This is a genomic window from Rhizobium sp. Root708 (assembly GCF_001429725.1).
Classification (GTDB): domain Bacteria; phylum Pseudomonadota; class Alphaproteobacteria; order Rhizobiales; family Rhizobiaceae; genus Rhizobium.
Genome location: NZ_LMHV01000043.1, coordinates 544,230 through 569,968 on the forward strand (window position 1 = coordinate 544,230; position 25,739 = coordinate 569,968).

Genomic DNA, 25,739 nt, shown 5'->3' on the forward strand with positions numbered 1-25,739 from the left:
CGCGTGATCCGCCACATCGTCTTCTTCACAGCGCCCGCAGGGCAATTGGAAAAGGTGCGCGCCGGCCTGTCGATCCTGACGGCAATTCCGCATGCTCGCCTGCTGGAGATCGGCACCAACGTCAAGACCGACCAGCTCGGCACTGACGTCGACCTCGTGGTCTACGGCGAATTCGACGATGAGGCAGCCCTTGCCGCCTACAAGGCGCATCCGGATTACCAGCGCTCGATCGATCTCGTGCGCCCCATCCGCGAAATGCGGATGGCTGCCGATTACGAAAGCGACGCGGCGGTAAAACAGCCGCTACGGTGATCTGACAGCAGCGATCCGCTTCGGCGCGCCGACTGTGTCTTAGCCGTCATTCGCCCGTGTTTTTCGGGCATCCTTGTTGCTGGCGGAAGCGGTTTTGCCGTCCGGTTCCTGCCCGAAATACGTTCCGCCGAGGTGGCCGCCGCCGCTGGTGTTTTCAACCTGGCGCTCGGCCCGCTTCTGGATTTCCTTTTCGTTTGTCTTGCTCATTGGAGCCTCCTTTGTTGACGGGGTGACATGTCAACAACCACTCGGGATGGATTTCGTTTCAATTTTTAATGAGGCTTTGCGCCCGTCGCGGCGACATCGGCGCATTTTGCGATCCTGGGTGGCGAAAGGCCGTTTTCCGCCTATTTCCTGCGGTGGAGATAGAAAACGGGGCCGAATTGTTCGGCGCAGGAGGAACACGCAATGCAGAAGAATACGATTTGCCTGTGGTTCGAAAAGGACGCCGAGGCCGCCGCCCGGTTCTATTCCGAGGTCTTTCCCGATAGTGCCGTGACCGCCGTCATCCGTGCGCCCGGAGACTATCCCGATGGCAAGCAGGGAGACGTGCTGGTCGTGGAATTCACGGTCGTCGGCATTCCCTGCATGGGCCTGAACGGTGGGCCGACTTTCAAGCAGAGCGAAGCCTTCTCGTTTCAGATCGCAACCGAGAACCAGGAAGAGACCGACCGCTACTGGAATGCCATCGTCAACAATGGCGGCCAGGAGAGCGAGTGCGGCTGGTGCAAGGACCGATGGGGTCTCTCATGGCAGATCACCCCGCGCGTCCTGACCGAGGCGATGAGGGTCGGCGGTGCCGAAGCAAAGCGCGCTTTCGACGCAATGATGACGATGCGAAAAATCGACGTTGCCGCCATCGAGGCGGCGCGACGGGGCTGATAGCCGTTGCGTGGGCCGATCGCGAGAGCTGCCGTCGGCCCGCATTTCCCGAGCCACCCCGACAAGCCATCGATAATGTGATGGAGAAGTCGGTATCGACTTTGTTCACCAATCTATGAGACGCATGGTATCTCAGATGGGCTAGGAGCGGTGCTGCATGGTGGTCGTGAGGGCTTTCGGGACGTCGTCCTCGGACGTGAAAAAGCGGGAAATGGAGCGTCTCGCGGCACTTGAGCAGCTTGACCTCCTCGATACCCCGAAAGACGAAGGCTTCGAGCGCATCGTCCGGTTGATCAAGCAGATCTTCGACGTCGACATCGGCCTGGTGTCTCTCATCGACGCGCATCGCCAATGGTACAAGGCGTGTTCCGGGCTCGCAGCGGACGAGGTTCCGATTCAAGATACGTTCTGCCGTCATGTGGTCGATCGCGAGGAAGCGATGGTCGTGCAGGATGCGACGCGCGATCCGCGCTTCGCGCACAATCCGGCCGTGACGGGGGAAAGCCATGTGCGCTTCTACGCCGGCGTGCCCTTGAGAACCAAGGCTGGACACGTTGTCGGAACCGTTTGCGCGATCGACCGCCGGACCAGATCGTTCGGTGCAAAGGATCTTTCGGTTCTCAACGAACTGGCGGGCGTCGCGATGGACCGGATCGAGCTGCTTCAGTCGGCCGCAACCGATGGCTTGACCGGCGCGCTGACCCGCCACGCCTTCCGGCAAGAGGCCGATCAAGTTCTGTCGCTCGCCTTGAGGCATCAGCACGACGCGTCCTGCGTCGTCCTGGACATTGACCGTTTCAAGAGTGTCAACGATACCCACGGCCACGCCGCCGGCGACCAGGTACTTCACGCCGTCGCCGAAACCTGCAAGGCGAACCTGCGGGCCGGCGATCTGTTCGGACGGCTTGGCGGAGAGGAATTTGCGATCCTCCTTCCGCATATCAATCGCGACGGGGCCGCCGCGGTCGCCGAAAAGGTAAGGCTTGCGATCGCCTCCCGGCCGATCGCCGGAGCCTTTGGCGAATTGAACGTGACGGCAAGTTTCGGCATTTCCGCGCTTTCGATCATCACCAAGGATATCGAGACGATGTTGGCGCAGGCCGATGCCGCGATGTACCACGCCAAGCACAACGGCCGAAACCGATGCGTATCGTGGAACGCGATTGGTGGCGATGGCCCGACCGGTGCCCGCCGTCGCGTCCTGAAGGCAGGCTCGATCGTCTTCAACGACCATCGTTCGACGATCGACTGCACCATAAAGTCGCTCGGCGTCGACAGCGCGGGGCTCTCCGTCTCCAGTTCCGCCGGCATACCGCCGGAATTCGTCCTGATGATCAAGGGCGAGGGGTTCGAGACCAAATGCCGGATCGTGGCGCAGGACCGGCAAAGCATAGAAGTCGCCTTCAGCGCCTGATCTGGCTCCGTCTGCATCGGCTGTCTTCGGATCCGATCCGCGTGGTTACACGCGGTTCTGTCCTCACGCTGCCCTGTTGGGAGCCCGCTAACTCCAGGAAACCAAAGATGAGATTGAGATCATTGCTGCCGTGGGGCTCCGCGGCGGGTCGCGGAACCGTGCCTGAGAAGAAAGCGACAGGCGGCTTCATGTCGCTTACCGCAGAGGGACGGGCGAGCTGGACCGGCCGCTCCTATGCGGCATTGTCGCGCGAGGGCTTCATGAAGAACCCGGTCGCGCATCGCAGTGTCCGGCTGCTCGCGGAAGCTGCGGCCTCGGTGCCGTGGCTGCTCTACGAGGGCGATCGCGAGCGGCCGGATCATGCCATCCTCTCGCTGCTCGGCCAGCCGAACGGGCGCATGGGTGGTCCCGATTTCTTCGAGGCGCTCTATGGACACCTGCTTCTGTCGGGCAATGCCTATGTCGAGCCGCTGCTGGTCGGCGGAAGCCTGCGCGAGCTGCATCTGCTGCGGCCTGATCGCATCGGCATTGTCGAGGGCCGGGATGGCTGGCCCGAGGCCTACGACTATCGCGCCGGCGGTTCCGTGCGCCGCTTTCCGGCGGAGACGGAGGGGCTCGGGCTGCTGCACCTGAAGCTCTTCCATCCGCTCGATGACCATCTCGGCTTCCCGCCGCTCGCGGCGGCCCAGGTGGCGCTCGATCTCTCCAATGCGGCGGCGACCTGGAACAAGGCGCTGCTCGACAATTCGGCACGACCATCGGGCGCGCTGGTCTACCAGCCGAAGGAGGGCGGCAATCTCTCGCCAGACCAGTACGAGCGGCTGAAGCTGGAACTCGACGAGGGCTATTCCGGCCCGATGCGCGCCGGACGTCCGCTGCTTCTCGAAGGCGGGCTCGACTGGAAGTCGATGGGGCTGTCGCCGAAGGACATGGATTTCGTCGAGGCGCGCAATGGAGCTGCCCGCGACATCGCGCTCGCCTTCGGCGTGCCACCGATGCTGCTCGGCATTCCCGGCGACAACACCTACGCCAATTACCAGGAGGCAAACCGCGCTTTCTACCGGCTGACCGTGCTGCCGATGCTGACGCGCACCGCCGCCTCGCTCTCCGCCTGGCTTTCCGGCCACTACGAGGACCGCCTGCGGCTGGAGCCCGATCTCGACAAGGTCGCCGGACTTGCGTCCGAGCGCGACCAACTCTGGACGCGCGTGGGGAACGCCGCCTTCCTGACCGACGAGGAGAAGCGGCAGGCGGTGGGGTATTGAGAGCCTGCGCCAGTAGGTGAATCAAACTCTGAGCGCCCGGACTTGATCTCCGAGCAAACACGCCCAAGCGATTCAAAAGACTCGCTGAAGTGCGAGCACGACACCCCGACAACGGCAGCGCGAAGCGAGATGGTCGGCTGGATGTCGTTCTCCTTCAACCAAGGACCTCTGCGATGACAGACCTTTCCAACGATGCCGGGCTCTGGGCGACCAGGGCGCTTGGTGCATCGGCGGGGGCGGCGGTGTCGCTCGTCTATCTCTTGCCGAAAAGCCGGCGGGAGGCCGCGAGCCGCTTCTTCACCGGCCTTGCCTGCGGCACGATCTTCGGCGGCCCGACGGGCATCTGGATTGCCGAAAGGCTGGCATTGGCGGATCGCCTCTCGGCCTCGGAGGTCGTGCTGTCGGGATCGGCGACGGCAAGCCTTTGCGCCTGGTGGGGCCTCGGCATCCTGTCGCGCATTGCCGGACGATACGGCGCACGCGGGCGCTAGCCCGAGCATAACAATACAAAACGAGGAGAGCATCATGACCGCAAGCCGCGCGCTGGCGCGATCACCCATGGGCGCGGATACGCGCAAGTTCGCCAATCTTGAGCTCAGAGGGCTGCGGCGCGACGGCAGCTTTTCAGGCTATGCCAGCGTCTTCGGTGAAGTCGATCTCGGCAAGGATGCGATCGAGCGCGGCGCCTTCCGCAAGTCGCTTTCCGAGCGCGGGGCGGGCGGGGTGCGCATGCTCTTCCAGCATGACCCGGCCGAACCGATCGGCGCCTGGAAGACGATCCGCGAGGACAGTCGCGGCCTCTATGTCGAGGGCATGCTTGCCGAGGGCGTGAGCCGCGCCCGCGAGGTGCATCAGCTCCTGAAGAACGGCGCGCTCGACGGTTTGTCGATCGGCTTCCGCACCGTGAGGGCAAAGACCGACGCCAAGTCGGGGGTGCGCCGCATCCTCGAAGCCGACCTCTGGGAAATCTCGATCGTGACCTTCCCGATGCTGCCTTCGGCGCGCGTGCAGAACATCAAGAATGCGCGGTGGTTCCGCGACAAGGAGACCGAGCTTGTCCGCGCCATGCGCCGGGCCGCACGGATGATGCTGACAGAAACCTTCAGATAGGAAACGGGACATGACCGACATGCATGAGACAGGTTCGAGGGTCGCGCCGGAGATCAAGGCGGCGCCGGAAATGACGGCTGCCTTCGACGAGTTCATGGAGGCGTTCGAAGCCTTCAAGGACACCAACGACCGCCGCCTAGGCGAGATCGAGGAGAAGCTGACGGCCGATGTCGTCACCCGCGACAAGATGGACCGCATCAACAGGGCGATGGAGGAGCAGAAGAAGGTGCTCGACCAGCTGGCGCTGAAGAAGGCGCGCCCGCCGCTCGGCCGTGCTAGCGCAAACGGCATCGAGGCCAACGAGCACAAGGCGGCGTTCGAGCACTATATCCGCCGCGGCGACGAGGCCGGCTTGCGCGAACTCGAGGCGAAGGCGATGTCGGCGGGGACGGGGAGCGATGGCGGCTATCTGGTACCACTGGAAACGGATACCGAGATCGGCCGCCGGCTCTCCGTCGTCTGGCCGATCCGCTCGCTTGCGACCGTGCGCCAGGTTTCCGGCTCGGTGCTGAAGAAGCCGTTTTCGACCTCGGGCATGGCGGCCGGCTGGGTGGCCGAAACGGCGGCCCGTCCGCAGACGTCAAGCGCCCAGCTTGCCGAACTCTCCTTCCCGACGATGGAACTCTATGCCATGCCGGCGGCAACGCAGGCGCTGCTCGACGATGCCGCTGTTGATATCGAGGCCTGGATTTCGAGCGAGGTCGACACCGTCTTTGCCGAACAGGAGGGCACCGCCTTCGTCAACGGCGATGGCACCAACAAGCCGAAAGGTTTCCTCGCCTACACAGCGGTCGCCGACAGCGCCTGGAGCTGGGGCAATCTCGGCTATATCCCAACGGGTGCGGCCGGCGCCTTCAAGACGACCGGTGCCTCCGACACATTGATCGATACGATCTACTCGGTGAAGGCGGGCCATCGGCAGAACGCCAATTTCGTGATGAACCGCAAGACCCAGGCCGAGGTGCGCAAGCTCAAGGATGGCGATGGCCGCTATCTCTGGCAGCCGCCGGCGACGGCGGGCGAGGCAGCCTCGCTCGTCGGCTTCCCTGTTGTCGAGGCCGAGGACATGCCCGATATCGCCGCCAACGCGCTGTCGATCGCCTTCGGGGATTTCCGCGCCGGCTATCTCGTCGTCGACCGTACCGGCGTGCGCGTGCTGCGCGATCCCTACTCCGCCAAGCCTTACGTGCTCTTCTACACGACCAAGCGCGTCGGCGGCGGGGTGCAGAACTTCGAGGCGATCAAGCTCATCAAGTTCGCCGTCAGCTGACCGAGGCAGGGCGGGTGCGGCCTCATTCGCATCCGCCTGCCGAACATGCCTGCGCCACACCAATTCAGGATCGTCCATGACCTATGCACCGATTACCCCGCCCGTGGCGGAAGCGCTGACGCTTGCCGAGGTGAAGGCCCATCTGCGGCTCGACGACGGCAACGAGGATGGGATGCTGACCTCGCTGATCCGCGTCGCCCGCGAGCATCTGGAGCGCACGACGGGCCTTTGCCTGATCACTCAGGTCTGGCGCCTCCATCTTGAATCGATACCTGAAGACCGCGTGATTCAGATTGCCAAGGGGCCGGTGCAAGCCATTGAAAGCCTGAGCATTTACGATGGGACAGGCGAGGAGCTGGAATTGCCCGTGACCGGCCATGTGCTCGACGGCAATGCCCGGCCGGCGCGTCTGGTGCTCGATCGGAGTATGAATCCCGCTATCGCCGTGAACGGCATCGAGATCGATTTTTCCGCCGGCTTCGGCGAGAGCGGTGCGGAGGTGCCCGACACGCTGAAGCGGGCGATGCTGATGCATATCGCCCAGATGTTCGCCTTCAGGGGTGCTTTGGCCGTCGAAGATCAGCCGGCGGACATACCGGTTGGCTACGACCGGCTGGTTGCGCCGTTCCTGATGCGGAGGCTCTGATGCGGTCCGTCTTCTTCGATCCCGGCCAGATGACCGCGCGGCTCGAACTGGAGGCGCCGGTAGAGGCGCCGGACGGGCAGGGCGGCGCGAGCGTCACCTTCACCTCAGTCGCTTCCATCTGGGGGCGGATCGAGCCGCTGAGCGAGGTCCGCGAGGAGCGGGCGGGCGCTGATGTCCTCACGCTGACGCACCGCATCTGGCTGCGCTTCCGTAGCGACATCAGGGCCGGGATGCGGCTGCGCAAGGGCGACCGGCTGTTTGCCATCGGCATCTGGCGCGATCCTGATGAAACCGGCCGCTACCTCTGCTGCCTCTGCGAGGAGGAAGGACGATGAACACCGCCCTGACGATCACGCTCCGCGATCTGGCGGAGATCCTGGCGCGGCTGGCGCAGGATGCTGCGGGTAAGTCGGCGGCAAAGGGAGGCGAGAGCCATGAGCGCAGCCAATGAACTGCTGACGGCGATCCATGCGCGCCTGACCGGAGATGCCGAGCTTCTCGGCATGATCGGCGAGGACGGCATCCGCGATCGGCTGGTGACCGGACGAAAGCTCCCTTGCGTGCTGATCGGCGAGGTCGTCAGCAACGACTATTCGACCTCGACGGAGGGAGGCGAGGAGCATCTGCTCTCGCTCGAAATCTGGATCGACGCCGGCGGGCGAAAGCAGGCGCAACAGGTCGCGTCGCGTCTCCATGCCCTGCTGCAGGACGCGGCGCTGGATCTTGGCCAGCACCACCTCGTCAGCCTTCTGCATGTCAGGACACAGAGCCGGCGCGAGGCGAAGACGAAGCTCTATGTCGCCGAGCTCCGCTTCCGGGCCGTGACGGAGCCGATTGCCGCCGCCACCGCGTAGCGGCCTACTCCTCGAAACGGCTCGCGGCGTCGCGATCGCGTTCGTAGTGTCTCGACAACGGAAACGGCGGCAGCCACGCTTCGCGGCGGATGGTCCAGAGTTCGTAGGTTGGCCTCAACTGATCGGGAGCATCGAGCGAGCCGAGGTTCACTTCGACTTCATCCGCGGAGCGCCCGAAAACCGGGGAACCGCAGCGGGGGCAGAAGAACCGCCCGTCGTAATCACCTGTCTCGCCTTCGACCGTCACCGCATCCTGAGGAAAGATCGCCGATACGTGGAAAAGCGCGCCATGATGCTTGCGGCAGTCGATACAATGACAAATGCCGACCCGATAGGGGCGTCCAGTTGCCACGAAGCGGACGTTGCCGCAGCGGCACCCGCCAGTGAACCGGTCCATGTTGCTTCTCCTCCAAGGGCGATAGGCTGCTTGGTTTGAAGATGGGGCAGTGATCTCGGATGTCCCGCCCGTTGCCGCAGCAGACTGCATCTCAGGCCGGTTCGTATACCCGGGTCGCTGCCTTGACCTGCGCTGCCAGCATCAGCACGAAGCCGAGCGAGATGACGGCGAGCGCGGCGCATGTGGCGATTGCGGTACTTGCACCGGCGCGATCGAGGATCGCCGTGAAAACGACGGGTGCGATGGCATTGGCGAGGTTCTGCGGCAGAGACAGGCGGGCCGATTGCAGCCCGAATTCGCGCGGCGAGAATAGGGCGAGCGGCAGCAGCGCACGGGCAACGGTCATGACACCGGAGCCGAAGCCATAGAGCAGGATGAAGGTGATGAGCAGCGGCGTCGACGGCGGTACCACCAGCATCATCAAGAAGCTGAACACCATCAGGCTGACGCCCGTTGCGGCGCTGAGGATCGGATTGCCGCGACGGCCGAGGAGCATGTCCAGGAAGCGGGCGGAAATGCCGATCACACCGCGCGCCGAGCCGAGCTGCAGCGCCAGCGCGGGCGAGGCGCCGGATTGGCGGAATATTTCCAGCAGCGATGGCGACACCCCGAAGGTGACGAAGGTCGAGATCGTCGTTGCCGCGGCAACCAGCAGGAAGGCCTTGCGCTGTCCCGCAGGCGAGAGCGGAAGCGGCGTTTCCTCTGCGGCACTGCCGTCCGCGGCAAAGGCGATCGGCTTCGGCAGGGCGAAAAGATGCAGCGGCAGGCAGACGAAAAACTGCAGCCCCGCGCAGATGAGAAACGTCATACGCCAGCCGACGGTCGCGTTGAGCTCACTGAGGATCGGCCAGAAGATCGCACTCGAAAGACCGGTGAACAGCATCAGGATGGCAATCACCCGTTTGCTGTCGGCTCCGGCACGCTCGACGACGGCGGTATAGGCCGGGGCGGAAAGACCGAAGGCGCCGCCGGCGCCGATGGCGATCCAGGCAAGCGCGTAGAGAACGAGGCCGTGCGCGGCTGACAAGAGCAGCAGGCCGATTGTGAAGGTAGTCGAGGCGGCGGCGAGGACGCGCGCGGCTCCATGTCGGGCGAGCAGGCGGCCCGTCGCGGGGCCGACAAGGGCGCTGACCACCATCATGATGCTCAGCCCGCCGAAGACCACCTCATTCGGCAAGCCGAGATCCGGTGCGATGATGCGGCCCATGACGCCGAGCATGTCGAAGGTGGTGCCCCAGCCGATCAGCTGCGTGACGGCAAGCACGGCAATCGTCTGCACCGAGCGCAGGGGGATGGATCGAGACATGGCGGGCTTTGACGCGAATGGGGTAGGGGCGAGCGAGGTCGTAGCAGCTTCGCCGGTTGGTTGAAAGTGACAAGTGGATGACACGAACGGCGCCGGCTGCGCCTGTTTTCTCGAAAGGATCGGACGATGGTGGCGCAGAAGGGCAAGGACCTGCTCCTGAAGATATTCAACGGAACGGCTTACGAAACGGTGGCGGGGCTGCGGTCGAAACGGCTGGCCTTCAATGCTGAAACCGTCGACGTTACCGACGCCGAGAGCGCCGGGCGGTGGCGCGAGCTGTTGGGCGGCGCTGGCGTACAACGCGCCTCGGTTTCCGGCGCTGGCATCTTCAAGGATGCCGGCTCCGACGGTCTGGTGCGGAACGCCTTCTTCAATGCTTCCATCCTGAGCTGGCAGATCATCGTCCCTGATTTCGGCATGGTGACGGGGCCCTTCCAGGCGAGCGCGCTTGAATATTCCGGCCAGTATAACGGCGAGGTGATGTTTGAGCTGGCGCTGGAATCGGCCGGCGCCATCAGCTTCGAGGCGCTCTGATGCGGGCGGTGGGGGCAAGGGCGAACCGGCGCCGCGGCGAGATCGAGGCTGTCATCGATGGCGAACAGCGCATTCTCTGCCTGACGCTCGGCGCGTTGGCGGAGCTGGAAACGGCGTTTTCCGCGGACAATCTCGTCGGTCTGGCCGAGCGCTTCTCGGGCGGGCAGCTGAAGGCGGCCGACATGATCCGCATCATCGGCGCCGGCCTTCGCGGCGGCGGCAATCTCTATTCCGATCAGGAAGTGGCGGAGGCGAGCATCGACGGCGGCATCGCCGGCTGCGCTGTTGTCGTCGGCAACCTGCTTGCCGCGACATTCATTGGGGAAAGCGCGGAGATTGCCGCGCGCCCCCTCTAGCCGCAGCAGATATCGAGGCCGATCGCGCGACGCCTTTCCCCTGGGCGCGCGTCCTCCACGTCGGCCTCTGTCTGCTGCGGCTGCCTCCCGCGATCTTCTGGGCGATGACGCCGGTTGAGTTTCACGCCGTTGCCGGCGGTTTGGCGCCGCGCAGCACCGTCGCCCGGGCCGATCTCGGCGCGCTGATGGCGCAATTTCCGGACGGTCTGACACCCTCGAAACGAAGGAACGATGATGGAGACTGACGATACCGACCTCTCCGCCATGGCTGCGCAGGCCGAAACCTTGCAGCGCACCCTCGACGGTCTCGAAACCCGTTCGCGCTCGTTCGGCTCGGCACTGTCGAGCGCGCTGCGCAGTGCTGCCGACGGCGGCAAGGGCCTTGATGATGTGCTGCGCAGCCTCGGCAATCGCCTGGCAGATATCGCGCTGTCTGCCGGATTGAAGCCACTAGAGACGATGATCTCGGGCGCTGCTTCGAACCTTCTCGGTGGTTTCGGCAAGCTCCTGCCTTTCGCCGATGGCGGCGTGGTTTCGCAGCCGACCTACTTCCCGATGGGCGGCAATATGGGCCTGATGGGCGAGGCCGGCAGCGAAGCGATCCTGCCGCTCAAACGCGGTGCCGACGGGGCGCTTGGCGTTGCCGCATCGGGCGGCTCTGCCGGCCCGCAGATCGTCTTCAACGTCACGACTTCAGACGCGCAGAGCTTCCAGAAAAGCGAAGCGCAGATCTCCGCCATGCTGGCGCGCACGGCGATGCGCGGCCAGCGCAATCTCTGAGGTAATCATGGCAAACGGCTTTCATGAGGTGCGATTTCCGCTGCGCCTGTCGCTATCGACGAGCGGCGGCCCCATCAGGCGCACCGATATCGTCAATCTTTCGAACGGCCGCGAGAGCCGCAACAGCCGCTGGCGCGATGCGCGGCGCAGTTACGATGCCGGCTCGGGCCTGCGCTCTGTCGCCGACCTCTATGAAGTGCTCGAGTTCTTCGAGGCGCGCAGCGGCGAGCTCCACGGTTTTCGCTTTCGCGATCCGGTCGATTGGATATCGGGGCGGCCGGGAATGCCGGTTTCCTCGATGGATCAGCCGATCGGAACGGGCGACGGTGTCACCGCGAATTTCACCCTGACGAAAACTTACAAGGATGCCGCGGCCGCCAGTCTCCGCAGGATTTTCAAGCCGGTCGCGGGCTCGGTCGTCGTCGCGGTCGGCGGCGTTCCGCAGCCTGACAGCGCCTTTATCTCTGATCCGGCAACCGGGATTGTCTCGTTCGCTCCGGACCAGATACCGCCGCCGGGCGCCCTGATCTCCGCCGGCTATGAATTCGATGTGCCGGTGAGGTTTGCGACCGGCCGGATCGACATCAACCTGTCGGCCTTCAACGCCGGACGGATCCCGACCATACCGCTGACGGAGATCGTGCCATGAGAAGCATTCCGCCTGCACTCAAGGAGCATCTGAGCGGCGATGCCACGACCGTCTGCCATGCATGGCGGGTGGTGCGTCGCGACGGCACGATCCTCGGCTTTACCGAGCACGATCATGATCTGACGATTGACGGCATGACGTACCTCGCGGCGACGGGCTTTTCCGCAACCGCGACGGAAGAGGCGGCGGGCATGCCGGCGGCAACGAGTCAGGTCGCCGGCGGCTTTTCCAGCGACGTGATCACCGAGGAAGACCTGGAGGCGGGACGTTATGACGGCGCCCGCGTGGAGATTCTGCTTGTCAATTGGGCGGCGCCCGCGGAGCACATCCTGCTCAAGGTCCAGGAAATTGGCGACGTCACCCGCGATACAACCAGCTTCCAGGCCGAATTGCGAAGCTTCGCAAGCCGCCTGGCCGAGCCGCAAGGGCGGATATACGGCCGCCGTTGCGATGCGACGCTCGGTGATCAGCGCTGCGGCGTGGATCTGAACGGCACCGGCTATCGCTTTGAAGCGACCGTCGTTTCAGTTCCCGATTCCGGCAGGCTTTTCCTATCCTGCCCCGAAGAGTTCGCCGACGGGCTGCTTCGCCTGGGGCTTCTCACATTCGTCGACGGCGCGAATGCCGGATTGCGTGCGGATATCGAGACGAACGCAGCTAAGGGAGGGCTGGTGGAAGTCGTCCTCTGGCTTCCGCTGCATCGGCCGCCTGCGCCGGGAGACCATGTGCTTCTCACCATCGGATGCGACAAGTCGTTTTCGACATGTCGCGGCAGGTTTTCCAACCATCTCAATTTCCGAGGCTTTCCGCATATGCCGGGCGCCGACTTCGCCTACACCTATGCCGATGGCGAAAGCGTCCATGACGGGAGCGCGCTGTTCAAATGACATCGATCGCAGAACAGGTCCTCGAGATTGCTGAGGCTTGGACCGGCACGCCCTATCGTCACCAAGCGTCCTGCAAGGGCGTAGGATGCGACTGTCTCGGGCTGATCCGTGGGATCTGGCGCGGGCTCTATGGCGGCGAGCCGGAGTTCGTGCCGCCTTACGCCCCTGATTGGGCCGAACGCAGCGGCGAGGACCGGCTGCTCGCTGCGGCGTCCAGGCATTTTGGCGTGGTCCTGCCGACGCTGAGCATGCAGCCAGGAGACCTCCTGCTGTTTCGTTGGAGGCCCGAACTTGCAGCCAAGCACGCGGGCATATTCGCCGGCGACCGGCAATTCATCCACGCCTACGAGCAGGCCTGCGTGATCCGCTCGCCGCTCGTGCCCAGCTGGCGCCGACGCGTTGCGGCTGTGTTTCGCTTCCCGGAGAAATAGATGGCAACTCTTCTCTTGCAGGCCGCGGGCGCGGCTCTTGGCAGTGTCTTCGGTCCGGTCGGGGCGATCGTCGGGCGGGCTGCGGGTGCGCTTGCCGGCAGTGTGGTCGATCATGCTTTGCTTGCCGGCAGCTCCACCGTGCGGGCAACACATCTGGCGACGGCCCGCATTCCCGGCGCCGATGAGGGCACGCCGATCAACCGCGTCTACGGCAGCACGCGCATCGGCGGCACGATGATCTGGGCGACTCGCTTCGAGGAGCAGGTCACCACCGAACGAAAGGGAGGCAAGGCCTCCGGCGGTACCCGCGTCGAGACGTTCCGCTACTTCGCCAACGTCGCCTTCGGGATTTGCGAAGGCGAGATCGCCTGCATTCGCCGGATCTGGGCGGATGGCAAGGAGATCGACCAGACCGCCATCGAGATGCGTGTCTATCGCGGCACCGATGCACAGCAGCCGGATCCGTTGATCGAGGCAAAGCAGGGCGCGGGCAATGCGCCTGCCTATCGCGGCTTGGCCTATGTCGTCTTCGAGCGCTTGCCGCTGGACACTTATGGCAACCGCATCCCGCTTCTGCAGTTCGAGGTCGTCCGTCCCGTCGGCGCGCTGGAAAGCCAGCTGAAGGCGGTTTGCATCATTCCCGGCGCGACGGAGCACGGCTACCAGCCCGTCGCGGTTTCGGAGCAGAGTGGCGCCGGGAGCGCGCGCCTCCTCAATCGCAACACGCTGTAGGGCGCCACGGACTGGCAGGTGTCGATCGACGAGCTGATGGCACTCTGCCCGAATCTAGAGCGCGTGGCTCTGGTGGTCTCCTGGTTCGGAACCGATCTGCGGGCGGGCGAATGCCGGATCGTGCCCGGTGTCGAGACGGCCGTGCGGAACGGTGAGAGCAAGGCCTGGTCCGTGTCCGGGATCGCGCGCGGCAGCGCCCATGTGGTCAGCGGCAACAGCGGAGTGCCGGCCTATGGCGGGACGCCTGATGATGCCGCTGTTCTCGCCGCAATTGCCGATCTGAAGGCGCGTGGTCTGGAAGTTTATCTCTATCCGTTCCTGATGATGGATATTCCCTCGGACAACGCCTTGCCCGACCCTTCCGCGTCAGGCGTTCAACCGGCCTATCCATGGCGGGGGCGCATCACCTGCTTTCCGGCAACCGGCCGGCCTGATAGCGTCGATCGGACGGCAGTGGCGCACGGGCAGGTCGATGCTTTTATCGGCACCGCGCGCGCCGCTGATTTTCTCCTATCCGGACAGCAGGTGGCCTACGGGGGAAGCGGCGACGGATACCGGCGTTTCATCCTGCACTATGCGCAGCTCGCAAGGGCCGCCGGCGGTGTGGATGGCTTCCTTCTCGGTTCGGAGTTGCGCGGCCTGACGGCCGTGCGGGATGAAGCCGATCGGTTTCCCTTCGTCGACGCTCTCGTCGCGCTGGCCGCTGACGTCAAGGCACTGCTGCCGACAGCCCGGCTGACTTATGGCGCCGATTGGTCCGAATATTTCGGTTATCATCCGCAGGACGGTAGCGGTGATGTCTACTTCAACCTCGATCCGCTCTGGGCATCATCAGCAATCGACGCCGTTGGCATCGATAACTACATGCCGCTCGCCGATTGGCGGGACGAGGATCTGTCGGAGGCCAATCCCGATGGCTTCCGCTCCGCCGAGGATGGCGCGGCAATCGCCGCCGCGATCTCCGCGGGCGAGGGGTTCGACTGGTACTACGCCACCGACGCAGACCGGATTGCCCGCATCAGGACAACGATAACGGATAGTCTGGCGGACAAGCCATGGACGTTCCGTTACAAGGACATTGGCGGCTGGTGGAACAACCTTCACTAAGATCGTATCGGCGGCGTGGAGCGTGCTGCTCCTTCGGCCTGGCAGCCGGGGAGCAAGCCGGTCTGGTTCACCGAGCTTGGCTGCGCGGCCGTCGACAAGGGCGGCAATCAGCCCAACGTCTTCATCGATCCGAAGTCAAGGGAAAGCGGACTACCCTATTTCTCCAGCGGCATGCGCGCCGACAGCATGCAGCGCCGCTTTCTCGAAGCCCACCATGCGAGATGGAATGCGGACACGGCTCCGGCCGGGATGGTGGATCCGGCGCATCTCTTCGTCTGGTGCTGGGACGCTCGGCCTTATCCGGCCTTTCCGCAGGAGACATCCACCTGGAGCGACGGCGCCAACTGGGCGACCGGACATTGGCTGAACGGCAGGCTGGGAGCGGGAACGCTTGCCGACATCATCGCCGCGATCCTTCGCGATCAGGGTTTTGCCGACTTCGACGTTGCCGATGTCTCAGGCGACCTGACGGGTTACGTGCATGGCGATGTGGTGTCCGCGCGCAGCCTCATCGAGCCGCTGCTGCAGGCATTCGCGATCGATGTGTTCGAGGATGCCGGTACTCTGCATTTCCGCTCGCGCGGCCGGGCAAGCCTGCCGCCCGTCGTCGTCGACACATTTGTCGATGTCGAAGACGAACCTCTGTGGCGCGAGACGCGCGGCCACGACAGCGACTTCGCCGCGGAAGCCGTTCTGACCTTCTACGATCCCGCGTTGGATTACGAACAGGCGAGCGCCCGGTCGCATCGGGCAGCGGCAGCGACGAGCCGGGTGATCAAGCAGGATCTGTCCGCGGCCATGCCCGAGGAGGCTGCGCTCGCGGCCGCCGAAGGCCTATTGAGAGACAACCGCGTATCGCGCCGGACCGTTCGTTTCAGCCTCCCGCCGGGAGCGCTGGACCTGCAACCGGGCGATGCCGTCACGATCGCGGAAGGCCCGGCTGGACGGTTCATAGTTTCCAGCATCGAGGACGAGGGCCAGCGCCGCATTGAGGCGCGCGAGTTTGCCGTCTCGGGCGGTGCCGCATGGCCGCAGCGAACGAGCGGGCAGAACGGCGGCACTGGCGCTTCGAGCCTCTTTGCCCCTGTCGTTCATCTGCTCGACCTTCCTTGTTTCGAAGACGGCGATGCCGGTTCGTTCGCTCGGGGTGCTGCGTTTGCGGCGCCCTGGAAGACCATCGCTTTGTCGTCATCGGCAACAACAGAAGGCTATCGAGGCCGAGTGCTGCTCGACAGGCCCGCACGGATCGGGACGACGGTCACAACCCTCGATCCAGGTGTCCGCGGTCGTTTCGACTGGTCGCAGGAGCTGATCGTCGACCTCCCATTCGGCGAGCTCGCCTCGGCACCGGCGATTTCGGTTCTGAACGGCGGCAACCGGATCGCGGCGCGCTCACCAAGCGGCGTCTGGGAGGTACTGTCCTTCCAGCGTGCCGAAGAAATCGAAACTCGCCGCTGGCGGCTGACCGGCCTTCTTCGCGCGCTTGCCGGTACCGATGACGCCATGCGGGCCGGCATTCCTGCGGGGTCGCCCGTCGTCGTGTTGGACGAGGCCGTCAAGCCACTCGGTCTCGGCAGCGGGGAGGCCGGTCTGCGTCTCAATTGGATTGCGGAAGCCGCTGGGTCGACCGAGATGGCAGGTCCTTACGCGTTCGAGGGTGGTTTGCGGGCGCGAACCCCGCTCGCCCCGGTGCATCTGCGCGGCCTGCGCAGCGATGCCGGCGATATCAGCCTGTCGTGGGTGCGCTGTGGCAGGAAGGAAGCCGATAGCTGGATCGGCGCCGACATTCCGCTCGATGAACCCTTTGAGCGCTATCGCGTCGAGATCCTCGCCGGCGACGACGTCCTGAGATCAGTCGAGACGCAGGAACCATCCTGGATCTATCCAGTCGCCGACGAGATCGCCGACTTTGGCACGCCCCTGTCGGCACTCACCGCACGCGTCAGGCAGATGGGCGAGAGCATCCCGCTCGGCATCGCGGTCACCGCGACATTTTCCCTGTAGCTCCCAACGAAAGGACAAAGCGAAATGGGCGACTTGAAGAACTGGTACAGCTCCAAAACGATATGGGGAGCGTTGATCGCGATTCTCGCGTCGGTCATGCACTTAACGGGTGTGGATATCTCCACGGTCGATCGTGGGCAGATCGTTGATTCGATCGTCAACATCGCCGGCGCGCTCGGAGGGTTGATTGCTGTTTACGGTCGCGTGACGGCGAAAACGGTGATCCGGTCCACCTCCTGATGCGGTTTCGGGCGTCGACGACCCGCATGATTGCGGGTCGTTTCAATGCCTTAGCGCGCGACGCGAGAGCAGTTTGAAATCGTTCCAAACAGCGGCGTTACAAGGCATTCATTTGCCATTCAGGTCGCTTGAGTACATAGTCGGGCCAAGTTGGTATCCATTGAAAGCGTAGCACATGGCCTCTCCCTTGAGTGTCGCAGCGTTGGCCGCCGGGCTGGCGTTGTCGTCGCCCTCACCGGAAAATTCGCGCAACTTTATCGTGCGCGTGGCAGGCGATTGCAGCGAAGCCGCACAGCAGGTTGTCGAGAAAACCGGCGGACAATTGTTGTCCGTTCAGCCCTCCGGCGACAGTTGCATCATTACCGTGCTGGTGCAGGGAAACGGTCAGCGACCGCGCAAGGTCACTGTCAAGGTTCCGATGTAGGCAGAATCGGCCTAAGAAACACCGAACGGATAAAGCAGGATAAAGCGGACCGATGCGCATTCTCGTAGTCGAAGACGATGTCAATCTGAACCGTCAGCTGGCGGACACCCTCAAGGAAGCCGGTTACGTCGTCGATCAGGCGTTCGATGGCGAGGAGGGGCATTTCCTCGGCGAGACCGAGCCCTACGATGCCATCATCCTCGACATCGGCCTTCCCGAACTGGATGGTGTGACCGTGCTTGAGAAATGGCGCGGCGCCGGTCGCGGCATGCCTGTTCTGATTCTCACCGCCCGCGACCGATGGAGCGACAAGGTCGCCGGCATTGACGCGGGCGCGGACGACTATGTCACCAAGCCGTTCCACGTCGAGGAAGTGCTTGCCCGTATTCGCGCCCTGATCCGCCGTGCCGCTGGCCATTCGTCCTCCGAGATCGTCTGCGGGCCGGTTCGGCTCGATACCAAGACATCGAAGGCGATGGTCAACGGCGTGGCCCTGAAACTGACGTCGCACGAATATCGCCTTCTGGCCTACCTGATGCATCATATGGGCGAGGTCGTCTCGCGCACCGAACTGGTGGAGCATATGTATGATCAGGATTTCGATCGCGATTCCAACACGATCGAGGTTTTCGTCGGCCGTCTCCGCAAGAAGATGGGCGTTGATCTGATTGAGACGGTGCGCGGGCTCGGTTACCGCATCCAAGCGCCGAGCAATGCGAATTAAGTCGCTCACAGCACGCGTTCTGCTGCTGACCACGATCTGGTCGAGCGTGGCGCTTGTCGTCATTGGTCTGCTGATCTCGACACTGTACCGCAAGAGCGCCGAACGCGGCTTTCAGGATCTTTTGCGCGCGCAGCTCTACAACGTCATCAATTCGGTGGCGATCGGCGATCAGGGCGCGCTCAACGGCAGCCCGCAGCTCGGCGATCTCCGGTTCGCGCAGCCGAAGACCGGCTGGTACTGGGTGGTGGAGCCGCTCGGCACCTACACGGCGCCGCCCTTGGTTTCTCCCTCTCTCGGGTCCGCGACGATCCCGGTGCCGTCGGTTCTGGAGGCGCCCTTCGACAAGAATTACGAGCGCTACTATCAGGTGACCGACGCGTCCGGTAACCGGATTCAGGTTGCCGAAACCGAAGTGGTGCTCGATACGGACGGACGCGCAGCGCGCTTTCGCGTGAGCGGCAACGTCGATGTCGTCGAGGACGACGTCAGAAACTTCTCCCACAGTCTTTACCTTGCACTCGCCGGCTTCGGCGTCGGCAGTCTGATCGTCAATGCGCTTGCGATTCTCTATGGCTTGAAGCCGCTGGACAAGGCGCGCGCCGCGCTGGAGCGCATCCGTGCCGGCGAAAGCGAACAGCTGAAGGGTGAATTCCCGCGCGAGATCCTGCCGCTCGCCAACGAGGTCAACGCTCTGATCGACAGCAATCGCCGTATCGTCGAGCGTGCCCGCATGCAGGTGGGCAATCTTGCTCATTCGCTGAAAACCCCGATCGCGGTTCTGCTCAACGAGGCAAGGGTGCTGGAGCGGTCGCATGGCGAACTGGTCCGCGGCCAGGCCGAAGCGATGCAGGGGCAGGTCCAGTCCTATCTCAACCGTGCCCGCATCGCGGCCCAGCGTGAATCCGTGCTGGCGCGCACCGATGCGGAGCCGGCGCTCGAGCGCCTGGTGCGCGTCATGCGCCGGCTGAACGTGGACAAGGAATTCGAGCTGCAGGTCGCGCCGCCGCACATCGCCGTGGCGATGGAGCAGCAGGATCTGGAAGAAATCGTCGGCAATCTTCTTGAGAACGCCGCGCGTTTTGCGACCCACAAGGTTCGTGTCGTGGCTGCGGAAACGCATGAGGAGCCAAAGGCCGGCGAGAGTGCTCGCCGCCACTGGGTCGAGATCATTGTCGAGGACGACGGCCGTGGACTTGAACCGGACCAGATCCGGGAAGCTCTGAAACGAGGGCGCCGGCTCGATGAGAGCAAGCCGGGTACCGGGCTCGGGCTGTCGATCGTCACGGAGATTGCCAACGAGTATCAGGGGCGGCTGGAACTCTCCCGCAGCGATCAGGGCGGCTTGAAAGCGCGCCTTATTCTTCCCGGCATTACAAAGGATGTTGCGTGAGCAACTGCTTGATGCCAGAAAGATATCGGATTTGCATAGCATGCTTTGCCCTGATCGGCATGGCAGGCTGTGTTTGTGCTGGCGTAATGGATACCTGATCTGGGTTCGAGTAAATGATGCTTCGTTCAAAAGGCATGATCGTTTCTTCTCTCTGCGCCGTCGTCGCTCTCTCCGGCTGCCAAACGACGAAGAGCGGCGCTTCCAGCGGATTTTTCGGAAGCAGCAAGCCGTCTGCCTCGGCCACGTTCATCTCCGCGCTGCAGGGCGGTATCGTAGGGCGCACGGGGATCGAGCTGAGTGACAGCGACAAGCAGCGTGCGCTCGAGGCGGAGTATCGTGCGCTCGAGGGCGCCGGTGTCGGTCAGCCTGTCGTCTGGAGCGGCAGAAACGTCAGCGGCAAGGTCATCGCTGCGGCGCCGTATCAGGTTGGCTCACAGAATTGCCGTCAGTACACCCACACTCTGACGGTTGAAGGCAAGGAAACCGTGGCCCGCGGCTCCGCCTGCCGCAACGACAACGGCAGCTGGTCGCCGCTCGGGTGAAGTGCCGGAAAGCCGCGCCACAGCAAAAATGCGGCGAAACGCCTCAAATCCGCGTCATCACAGCTTTGAAGGTTGGAATAAAGCCGCGCTTCAAGTAATTGGCGGCTATGATTTTCTGGATTCTCGTGGCCGCGATGACGGCCGCTGTTGCCGCCGTCCTGCTTTATCCGCTTTTGCGTGGAGCGAAAGCGGCCGCCGATGATCGCGCCGGCGAAGCTGCAGTCTATCGCGATCAGCTTCGGGAACTGGATCGGGACCTCTCCGGCGGGCTGATTTCCACGGAAGAGGCGGAATATGCACGCGCGGAAATCGGTCGCCGCCTGATCGCTGTCTCCGGTGTCGCATCGGAGCCGTCGAAGCCGCGGGTCGGCAGGCATCTGTTCACCGAAGTCTTCGTCCTGCTGCTGCTGCCTCTTGTCGGGCTCTGTCTTTACGTCACGATGGGACGGCCTGACTTGCCGTCCCAGCCGCTCCAGGCGCGCCTGGAGCACCCCGGCAACGACCTAGCGATCCTCGTCTCCAAGGCGGAGCGCCACCTTGCGGAAAACCCTGACGACGGCAAGGGATGGGACGTTCTCGCGCCGATCTACTACAGCACGATGCGCATCGACGATGCCGAGCTTGCCTATCGCAATGCGATCCGTCTGCTCGGTCCGACGGCGGCGCGTCTGGATGGCTTGACAGAAACTCTGATGAAACGGTCCGATGGAGCCGTGACCGAGGAGATCACCGCCGTCCTGAAGCAGTTGCTGCAATCGGAGCCGGATAACCCGCGTGGACGCTTTTATATGGCTCTTGGGCTTGAGCAAGCCGGCCAGAAGGAGCAGGCGCTGGCGGGATTTGAGGAGCTTGCAAAAGCCTCTGCGCCGGATGCTCCCTGGCTGCCGCTCGTCAACGAGCACATCACCAGGAATGGCGGCACCCCGGCGCAAGCGCAGCCTCTCGGCAATCCGACGCAGGCGGATGTCGCCGCGGCCGAGCAGATGAGCAGCGGCGACCGGCAGCAGATGGTCAAGGGCATGGTCGAAAGCCTGAACGCCAAGCTCACGGAAAACCCTGATAATCTCGAAGGCTGGTTGCGCCTGATCCGCTCCTATGCCGTCCTGAACGACAAGGACAATGCCGTCGATGCGCTGAAGCGCGGGCTTGCGACTTTTCCCGCCAACGGTGACAAAGGCAAGCAGCTCCTGGCGCTCGCGAATGAGCTCGGCATAGCCACGGAAGGATTGACGGAATGACGCGCAAGCAGAAGCGCCTTGCGGTTATCGGCGGCGGCATGAGCTTTATTATCGCCGCAGTGCTGCTTGTCATGTTCGCCTTCAGCCAATCGGTGGCCTACTTCTACATGCCTGCGGATCTCGTCAAGAACCCCGTTCCACCGGGAACGCGGATCCGCCTCGGCGGTCTGGTCGGGCCCGGAAGCATCGTCCGTGGTGTCGGTTCGACCGTTCAGTTCGGCGTGACCGACGCCAGCGGTGATCTGGTGCGGGTTCGCTATACCGGAATTCTCCCCGACCTCTTCCGGGAAGGGCAGGGCGTGGTGACCGAAGGACGGTTCGAAACGGGCAGCGACGTCTTTACCGCCGATACAGTGCTTGCAAAGCACGACGAAAAATACATGCCCAAGGAGGTCGCCGACAGGCTGAAGGCGCAGGGCCTCTGGCAGGAAGGGCAGGCAGCGCAATGATTATCGAGATCGGGCACTACGCACTCATCCTGGCGCTTGCCACGGCCATCGTCCTGTCGTTCGTTCCGGCGATCGGTGCGCGTCGTCTTGATCAGGCGATGATGGACGTCGCGCCTGTCGGATCCGTGCTTCTCTTTGCGCTGGTCACGCTTTCCTTCGGCGTTTTGACTTATGCGCATGTCGTGTCGGATTTTTCTGTCGCGAACGTCTGGGAGAACTCGCACTCCCTCGTACCCCTGATCTACAAATACTCGGGAGTCTGGGGCAATCATGAAGGCTCGATGATGCTCTGGCTGCTGATCCTGGCATTGTTCAGCGCTCTTGTTGCGGTCTTCGGGCGCAATCTGCCGGATACGCTGAAGGCGAATGTGCTTTCGGTTCAGGCTTGGATATCGGTTGCCTTCATTCTGTTTATCCTAATGACGTCGAACCCCTTCACGCGGCTCGACCCGGCGCCCGCCGAGGGCAAGGATCTCAATCCGGTGCTGCAGGATATCGGTCTCGCGATCCATCCGCCGCTGCTCTATCTCGGATATGTCGGCTTTTCGGTCTGTTTTTCCTTTGCCGTGGCGGCCCTTCTCGAAGGCCGTATTGATGCCGCCTGGGCGCGCTGGGTGCGGCCCTGGACGCTGGCGGCCTGGACATTCCTGACGCTTGGCATTGCGATGGGCTCCTATTGGGCCTATTACGAGCTCGGCTGGGGTGGCTGGTGGTTCTGGGATCCGGTCGAAAACGCCTCTTTCATGCCCTGGCTTGCGGGAACGGCGCTCCTTCATTCCGCGCTTGTCATGGAAAAGCGCGAGGCGCTGAAGATCTGGACGGTCCTGCTGGCGCTCCTGACCTTCTCGCTGTCGCTGATGGGAACCTTCCTCGTCCGCTCGGGCGTCCTGACATCCGTTCACGCCTTCGCCAGCGATCCGACGCGCGGCGTATTCATTCTTTGCATCCTTCTTCTGTTCATCGGCGGGGCGCTGTCGCTCTTCGCCTTCCGTGCACCGCTGCTTTCCGCGGGCGGCCTCTTTGCGCCGATCTCGCGTGAAGGCGCGTTGGTCGTGAACAATCTCATTCTCACCGTGGCCTGCGGCACGGTGTTGACCGGCACGCTCTATCCGCTGCTGCTTGAAACCCTGACGGGCGACAAGATTTCCGTCGGCCCGCCCTTCTTCAATATGACGTTCGGCTTCCTGATGGCACCCTTGCTCGTCGCGGTGCCCTTTGGACCGCTGCTGGCATGGAAGCGCGGCGATCTGCTCGGCGCCTTGCAACGACTGTATGTTGCCGCCGCCTTTTCGCTGGTTGCCGCCCTGGTCTTCTTCTACGTCAAGCACGGCGGCCCGGTGCTCGCCGCGCTCGGCTTCGCTGCGGGTCTGTTCCTTGTGTTCGGCGCGATCGCGGATCTCTGGTACCGTGCCGGCGTCGGCAAGGTGGCGGCCAGCGTTGCGTTTCGCCGCCTGACCGGCTTGCCGCGTTCGGCATTCGGGACAGCACTGGCTCATGCCGGCCTCGGGCTGACCGTTCTCGGCATCGTAGCCGTCACGACCTTCGAGACGGAGCACGTCACGCAGATGAAGCCTGGCGAAGTCATCGAGGCAGGAGGCCATAGCCTGCGGTTCGACGGCATGAAACCGGCGCGCGGACCGAACTATACCGAGGAGCGAGGGCACTTCACCATCGGGCGTGGCGGCGTCGAGGTTGCCGACGTCTGGTCATCGAAGCGGATCTATACGGCGCGGCAGATGCCGACGACCGAGGCCGGGATCCTCACCTTCGGGTCGAGCCAGCTCTACGTGTCGTTGGGCGATGCGACGAACGACGGTGGTGTCGTCGTCCGGGTGTGGTGGAAGCCATATATCCTGTTCATCTGGGGTGGTGCACTTGTCATGGCGTTTGGCGGCTTCGTCTCGCTGAGCGACCGCCGCCTCCGCGTCGGCGCACCTCGCCGAAAGGCGCGGCCGGCATCGCCGGTGATGGAGCCTGCGGAATGATGCGCCGTCTGCTTCTCGCTGCCGCCTTCGTGCTCGCGGCTGCGCCAGCATTCGCGGTCAACCCCGATGAGGTGCTTGCGGACCCCGCTCTGGAGGCGCGCGCGCGGACCATCTCGGCCGAGCTGCGCTGCATGGTTTGCCAGAACCAGTCGATCGACGACTCCAATGCGGAACTCGCGAAGGATCTCCGGTTGCTCGTTCGCGAGCGGATCACCGATGGCGACAGCGACGAGCAGGTGATGAGCTATATCGTTTCCCGCTATGGCGAGTTCGTTCTTCTCCGCCCACGCTTCGAGGCAAAGACCCTGATGCTGTGGGGGGCTCCGCTGGTGCTGTTCGTGGTCGGCGGGATTTCGCTGTTGGTCTTCGCTCGCCGCCGGACAGGCAAGCCGACCGGCTCGACGCTGACCGCCGAAGAACAGGCAAAGCTCGACGATCTGCTCAAGAGCTAGATCGAGCACGGCTCCGCAGCAGCGACAGGCCGTAGAAGACCGCGAAAGCGAGGACGACGCTTCCCGCGGTCACCGGACCGGCGGCGGGGGAGTAGATATCCATGACGGCTCCAACCGTCGAGGAGCCAGCAGCACTGCCGATGGCGTAGGCAAGCGCGAATGCCGCGCTTCCTGCTACAAGCGCCTTGCCGGCAAAGCGTTCCCCGAGGATCGTCAGGGCGCAGGTGTAGAGCGAAAAGCTCGCGGTCCCCATGATGCCGAACGCAATCAGGATCGCCGCCTGCGATTCCAGAAAAGGAATGGCGATGAAGCTCAGGCCGGCGGTGACCGCCGAGAAGAGAGCTACTCCCGAGCGCGATGTCTTGTCGAGGAACCAGCCGACAAGCGGTTGGGCCAAGGCTGTCGGCAGGGCGAGGATCGTGACGCTGATGGCGGCGAAAGACTCCGAATAACCGAGCCGCACGAAGTAGACCGGCATTGCGGAAATGGCGGCGATGTCGGCAATCGCGAACGCGGCAACCATGCAAACCAGCAACGGTGCGCGCCGAACAAAGCTGAAAAGAGCTCCGGAGGCAGCCTGCTCAGGCTGTGTGCGTGCTTTTCGGGTCAATATCACGGTGAGGAAGGCGACGCAGGCAACATAGACGGCCAGAAGCGCGAAGGCGAAGCCGTTCTTCGTGCCGAAGAGCGGGATCGCCAGAGGACCGGCGGCAAAGCCTCCGCACATGCCGGCACCATAGAGCCCCGAAATGCGGCCGCGCAGGCGATCAGGGCACGCGGTATTGAGCCAGGCCTCACTGAGCATGAAGATGAGGCTGACGCAGACGCCCAACGAGAAGCGCGCGACACACCATACCCAAAAGTTGTCGGAACTTGCGAAGACCGAAAGACTGAGTGCACAGCCGACGAGGCCGCCGACGATCAGCCGGTCGCCACGCACGAGACGCGTTAACGCTCCGACGGCGAATGTCGCCGTACCCAGCCCCGCCGCGAAGCAGCCGGCGTTGAAGCCGATCAGGCTTTGCGCGACATTGCGATGCTCGAGAACCAGCGAAATCAGCGGGTAGGTCAGGCCCTGCGCAACGGCAAAAGCGGTCACACCGATGATAACCGCGGCTATTGCCGCCGTGTCGGGCGCGAAATCTGCAGTCGAAATTGCGTGGGTCATTGAGGTCGGTGTCCGATTTTCCAGCGCATCCATAGCGATTTGCGCGGAAGGCGTCGACAGCGAACATCAAGCGGTCCGGGCGGCAGGCGACGTCGAAAGCATCGTACATTACGATTTTTTCATCGCTCGGACAGTTCGCAGTAAGGTGTGCCGTCCTATATCTTCGTTCATCAGCCGATCCGGTGACTGCC

The 25,739-nt window shown here is 63.6% G+C and carries 30 protein-coding genes and 1 pseudogene; 27 read left to right on the forward strand and 4 right to left on the reverse strand.

From position 1 onward, the window contains the following. The first annotated feature begins 3 nt into the window (after positions 1 to 3). The gene (locus tag ASE04_RS26965; protein ID WP_056825234.1) at positions 4 to 312 is read left to right on the forward strand and encodes a Dabb family protein; all 309 of its coding nucleotides are present in this window, start codon (positions 4 to 6) and stop codon (positions 310 to 312) included. A 39-nt stretch (positions 313 to 351) separates the two neighbouring features. Here ASE04_RS26965 and ASE04_RS31315 read toward each other — a convergent pair whose 3' ends face one another. Further along, positions 352 to 519 (reverse strand): hypothetical protein, encoded by a 168-nt coding sequence (locus tag ASE04_RS31315; RefSeq protein ID WP_200960776.1) that lies wholly within the window; start codon positions 517 to 519, stop codon positions 352 to 354. A 201-nt stretch (positions 520 to 720) separates the two neighbouring features. Here ASE04_RS31315 and ASE04_RS26970 point away from each other — a divergent pair, with 201 nt between their 5' ends. From ASE04_RS26970 to ASE04_RS27010, 9 genes are all read left to right on the forward strand, one after another. Next, positions 721 to 1,194, forward strand: a complete 474-nt coding sequence (locus ASE04_RS26970) for a VOC family protein (RefSeq protein WP_056825238.1) — start codon at positions 721 to 723, stop codon at positions 1,192 to 1,194. A gap of 157 nt (positions 1,195 to 1,351) precedes the next feature. Beyond that, positions 1,352 to 2,608 (forward strand): sensor domain-containing diguanylate cyclase, encoded by a 1,257-nt coding sequence (locus ASE04_RS26975; RefSeq protein ID WP_056825240.1) that lies wholly within the window; start codon positions 1,352 to 1,354, stop codon positions 2,606 to 2,608. 107 nt (positions 2,609 to 2,715) lie between these two features. Continuing rightward, positions 2,716 to 3,873, forward strand: coding sequence for a phage portal protein (locus ASE04_RS26980; protein ID WP_056825242.1), 1,158 nt, complete (start codon positions 2,716 to 2,718; stop codon positions 3,871 to 3,873). Between the two features lie 173 nt (positions 3,874 to 4,046). Then, on the forward strand, positions 4,047 to 4,364 hold the full coding sequence (locus ASE04_RS26985) for a DUF6107 family protein (protein WP_056825243.1): 318 nt from the start codon (positions 4,047 to 4,049) through the stop codon (positions 4,362 to 4,364). Positions 4,365 to 4,398: 34 nt separating this feature from the next. Beyond that, positions 4,399 to 4,983 (forward strand): HK97 family phage prohead protease, encoded by a 585-nt coding sequence (locus ASE04_RS26990; protein ID WP_056825246.1) that lies wholly within the window; start codon positions 4,399 to 4,401, stop codon positions 4,981 to 4,983. Positions 4,984 to 4,993: 10 nt separating this feature from the next. Then, positions 4,994 to 6,253, forward strand: coding sequence for a phage major capsid protein (locus tag ASE04_RS26995; RefSeq protein ID WP_056825248.1), 1,260 nt, complete (start codon positions 4,994 to 4,996; stop codon positions 6,251 to 6,253). Positions 6,254 to 6,329: 76 nt separating this feature from the next. After that, a complete protein-coding gene (locus ASE04_RS27000; protein ID WP_056825250.1) occupies positions 6,330 to 6,899 on the forward strand; it encodes a head-tail connector protein in 570 nt (189 codons plus the stop codon). Then, a complete protein-coding gene (locus ASE04_RS27005; protein WP_056825252.1) occupies positions 6,899 to 7,234 on the forward strand; it encodes a phage head closure protein in 336 nt (111 codons plus the stop codon). Before ASE04_RS27000 ends, ASE04_RS27005 begins: the two co-directional genes overlap by 1 nt. A 99-nt stretch (positions 7,235 to 7,333) precedes the next feature. Beyond that, the gene (locus ASE04_RS27010; RefSeq protein ID WP_056825254.1) at positions 7,334 to 7,753 is read left to right on the forward strand and encodes a DUF3168 domain-containing protein; all 420 of its coding nucleotides are present in this window, start codon (positions 7,334 to 7,336) and stop codon (positions 7,751 to 7,753) included. A gap of 4 nt (positions 7,754 to 7,757) precedes the next feature. On the opposite strand, the gene ASE04_RS27015 is transcribed toward ASE04_RS27010, so the two are convergent. Both ASE04_RS27015 and ASE04_RS27020 read right to left on the reverse strand, forming a co-directional pair. Beyond that, a complete protein-coding gene (locus tag ASE04_RS27015; RefSeq protein ID WP_056825256.1) occupies positions 7,758 to 8,150 on the reverse strand; it encodes a GFA family protein in 393 nt (130 codons plus the stop codon). Positions 8,151 to 8,241: 91 nt separating this feature from the next. Beyond that, the gene (locus ASE04_RS27020) at positions 8,242 to 9,456 is read right to left on the reverse strand and encodes an MFS transporter (protein WP_056825258.1); all 1,215 of its coding nucleotides are present in this window, start codon (positions 9,454 to 9,456) and stop codon (positions 8,242 to 8,244) included. Positions 9,457 to 9,582: 126 nt separating this feature from the next. Here ASE04_RS27020 and ASE04_RS27025 point away from each other — a divergent pair, with 126 nt between their 5' ends. From ASE04_RS27025 to ASE04_RS27105, 17 genes and pseudogenes are all read left to right on the forward strand, one after another. Next, entirely contained in the window at positions 9,583 to 9,990 is a 408-nt protein-coding gene (locus ASE04_RS27025) for a phage major tail protein, TP901-1 family (protein WP_056825260.1), read from the forward strand. Next, positions 9,990 to 10,346, forward strand: a complete 357-nt coding sequence (locus ASE04_RS27030) for a gene transfer agent family protein (protein WP_056825262.1) — start codon at positions 9,990 to 9,992, stop codon at positions 10,344 to 10,346. Before ASE04_RS27025 ends, ASE04_RS27030 begins: the two co-directional genes overlap by 1 nt. An 11-nt stretch (positions 10,347 to 10,357) precedes the next feature. Further along, positions 10,358 to 10,591 (forward strand): rcc01693 family protein, encoded by a 234-nt coding sequence (locus ASE04_RS30420; RefSeq protein ID WP_082597516.1) that lies wholly within the window; start codon positions 10,358 to 10,360, stop codon positions 10,589 to 10,591. Next, a complete protein-coding gene (locus ASE04_RS27040; RefSeq protein ID WP_056825824.1) occupies positions 10,581 to 11,126 on the forward strand; it encodes a phage tail tape measure protein in 546 nt (181 codons plus the stop codon). Before ASE04_RS30420 ends, ASE04_RS27040 begins: the two co-directional genes overlap by 11 nt. Before the next feature lie 7 nt (positions 11,127 to 11,133). Further along, a complete protein-coding gene (locus tag ASE04_RS27045) occupies positions 11,134 to 11,775 on the forward strand; it encodes a TIGR02217 family protein (RefSeq protein ID WP_056825265.1) in 642 nt (213 codons plus the stop codon). Continuing rightward, entirely contained in the window at positions 11,772 to 12,662 is an 891-nt protein-coding gene (locus ASE04_RS27050; protein WP_056825268.1) for a DUF2163 domain-containing protein, read from the forward strand. The genes ASE04_RS27045 and ASE04_RS27050 overlap by 4 nt, the downstream gene beginning before the upstream one ends. Next, positions 12,659 to 13,093 (forward strand): NlpC/P60 family protein, encoded by a 435-nt coding sequence (locus ASE04_RS27055; protein ID WP_056825270.1) that lies wholly within the window; start codon positions 12,659 to 12,661, stop codon positions 13,091 to 13,093. Before ASE04_RS27050 ends, ASE04_RS27055 begins: the two co-directional genes overlap by 4 nt. Next, positions 13,094 to 16,936 (forward strand): annotated as a pseudogene (locus ASE04_RS27060) (baseplate multidomain protein megatron). A gap of 24 nt (positions 16,937 to 16,960) precedes the next feature. Continuing rightward, entirely contained in the window at positions 16,961 to 17,176 is a 216-nt protein-coding gene (locus tag ASE04_RS27065; RefSeq protein ID WP_056825272.1) for a hypothetical protein, read from the forward strand. Between the two features lie 175 nt (positions 17,177 to 17,351). After that, positions 17,352 to 17,600 carry a hypothetical protein gene (locus tag ASE04_RS27070; RefSeq protein WP_056825274.1) on the forward strand — a complete coding sequence of 83 codons (249 nt, stop codon included), beginning with the start codon at positions 17,352 to 17,354 and terminating at the stop codon, positions 17,598 to 17,600. 52 nt (positions 17,601 to 17,652) lie between these two features. Continuing rightward, positions 17,653 to 18,324 (forward strand): response regulator transcription factor, encoded by a 672-nt coding sequence (locus ASE04_RS27075; RefSeq protein ID WP_056825275.1) that lies wholly within the window; start codon positions 17,653 to 17,655, stop codon positions 18,322 to 18,324. Then, positions 18,314 to 19,714, forward strand: a complete 1,401-nt coding sequence (locus tag ASE04_RS27080; protein WP_056825277.1) for a sensor histidine kinase — start codon at positions 18,314 to 18,316, stop codon at positions 19,712 to 19,714. Before ASE04_RS27075 ends, ASE04_RS27080 begins: the two co-directional genes overlap by 11 nt. Before the next feature lie 113 nt (positions 19,715 to 19,827). Continuing rightward, entirely contained in the window at positions 19,828 to 20,256 is a 429-nt protein-coding gene (locus ASE04_RS27085) for a hypothetical protein (protein WP_056825280.1), read from the forward strand. A gap of 107 nt (positions 20,257 to 20,363) precedes the next feature. Continuing rightward, positions 20,364 to 21,494 (forward strand): c-type cytochrome biogenesis protein CcmI, encoded by a 1,131-nt coding sequence (ccmI, locus tag ASE04_RS27090; RefSeq protein ID WP_056825282.1) that lies wholly within the window; start codon positions 20,364 to 20,366, stop codon positions 21,492 to 21,494. Continuing rightward, entirely contained in the window at positions 21,491 to 21,943 is a 453-nt protein-coding gene (ccmE, locus tag ASE04_RS27095; protein WP_056825284.1) for a cytochrome c maturation protein CcmE, read from the forward strand. Before ccmI ends, ccmE begins: the two co-directional genes overlap by 4 nt. Further along, positions 21,940 to 23,928, forward strand: a complete 1,989-nt coding sequence (locus ASE04_RS27100; RefSeq protein ID WP_056825288.1) for a heme lyase CcmF/NrfE family subunit — start codon at positions 21,940 to 21,942, stop codon at positions 23,926 to 23,928. The genes ccmE and ASE04_RS27100 overlap by 4 nt, the downstream gene beginning before the upstream one ends. Continuing rightward, complete coding sequence (locus tag ASE04_RS27105) at positions 23,925 to 24,380, forward strand: cytochrome c-type biogenesis protein (RefSeq protein WP_056825291.1); 456 nt, start codon at positions 23,925 to 23,927, stop codon at positions 24,378 to 24,380. Before ASE04_RS27100 ends, ASE04_RS27105 begins: the two co-directional genes overlap by 4 nt. Here the strand turns inward: ASE04_RS27105 and ASE04_RS27110 are convergent. Continuing rightward, complete coding sequence (locus tag ASE04_RS27110) at positions 24,370 to 25,548, reverse strand: MFS transporter (protein WP_056825826.1); 1,179 nt, start codon at positions 25,546 to 25,548, stop codon at positions 24,370 to 24,372. The genes ASE04_RS27105 and ASE04_RS27110 overlap by 11 nt on opposite strands. Positions 25,549 to 25,739: the final 191 nt, after the last annotated feature.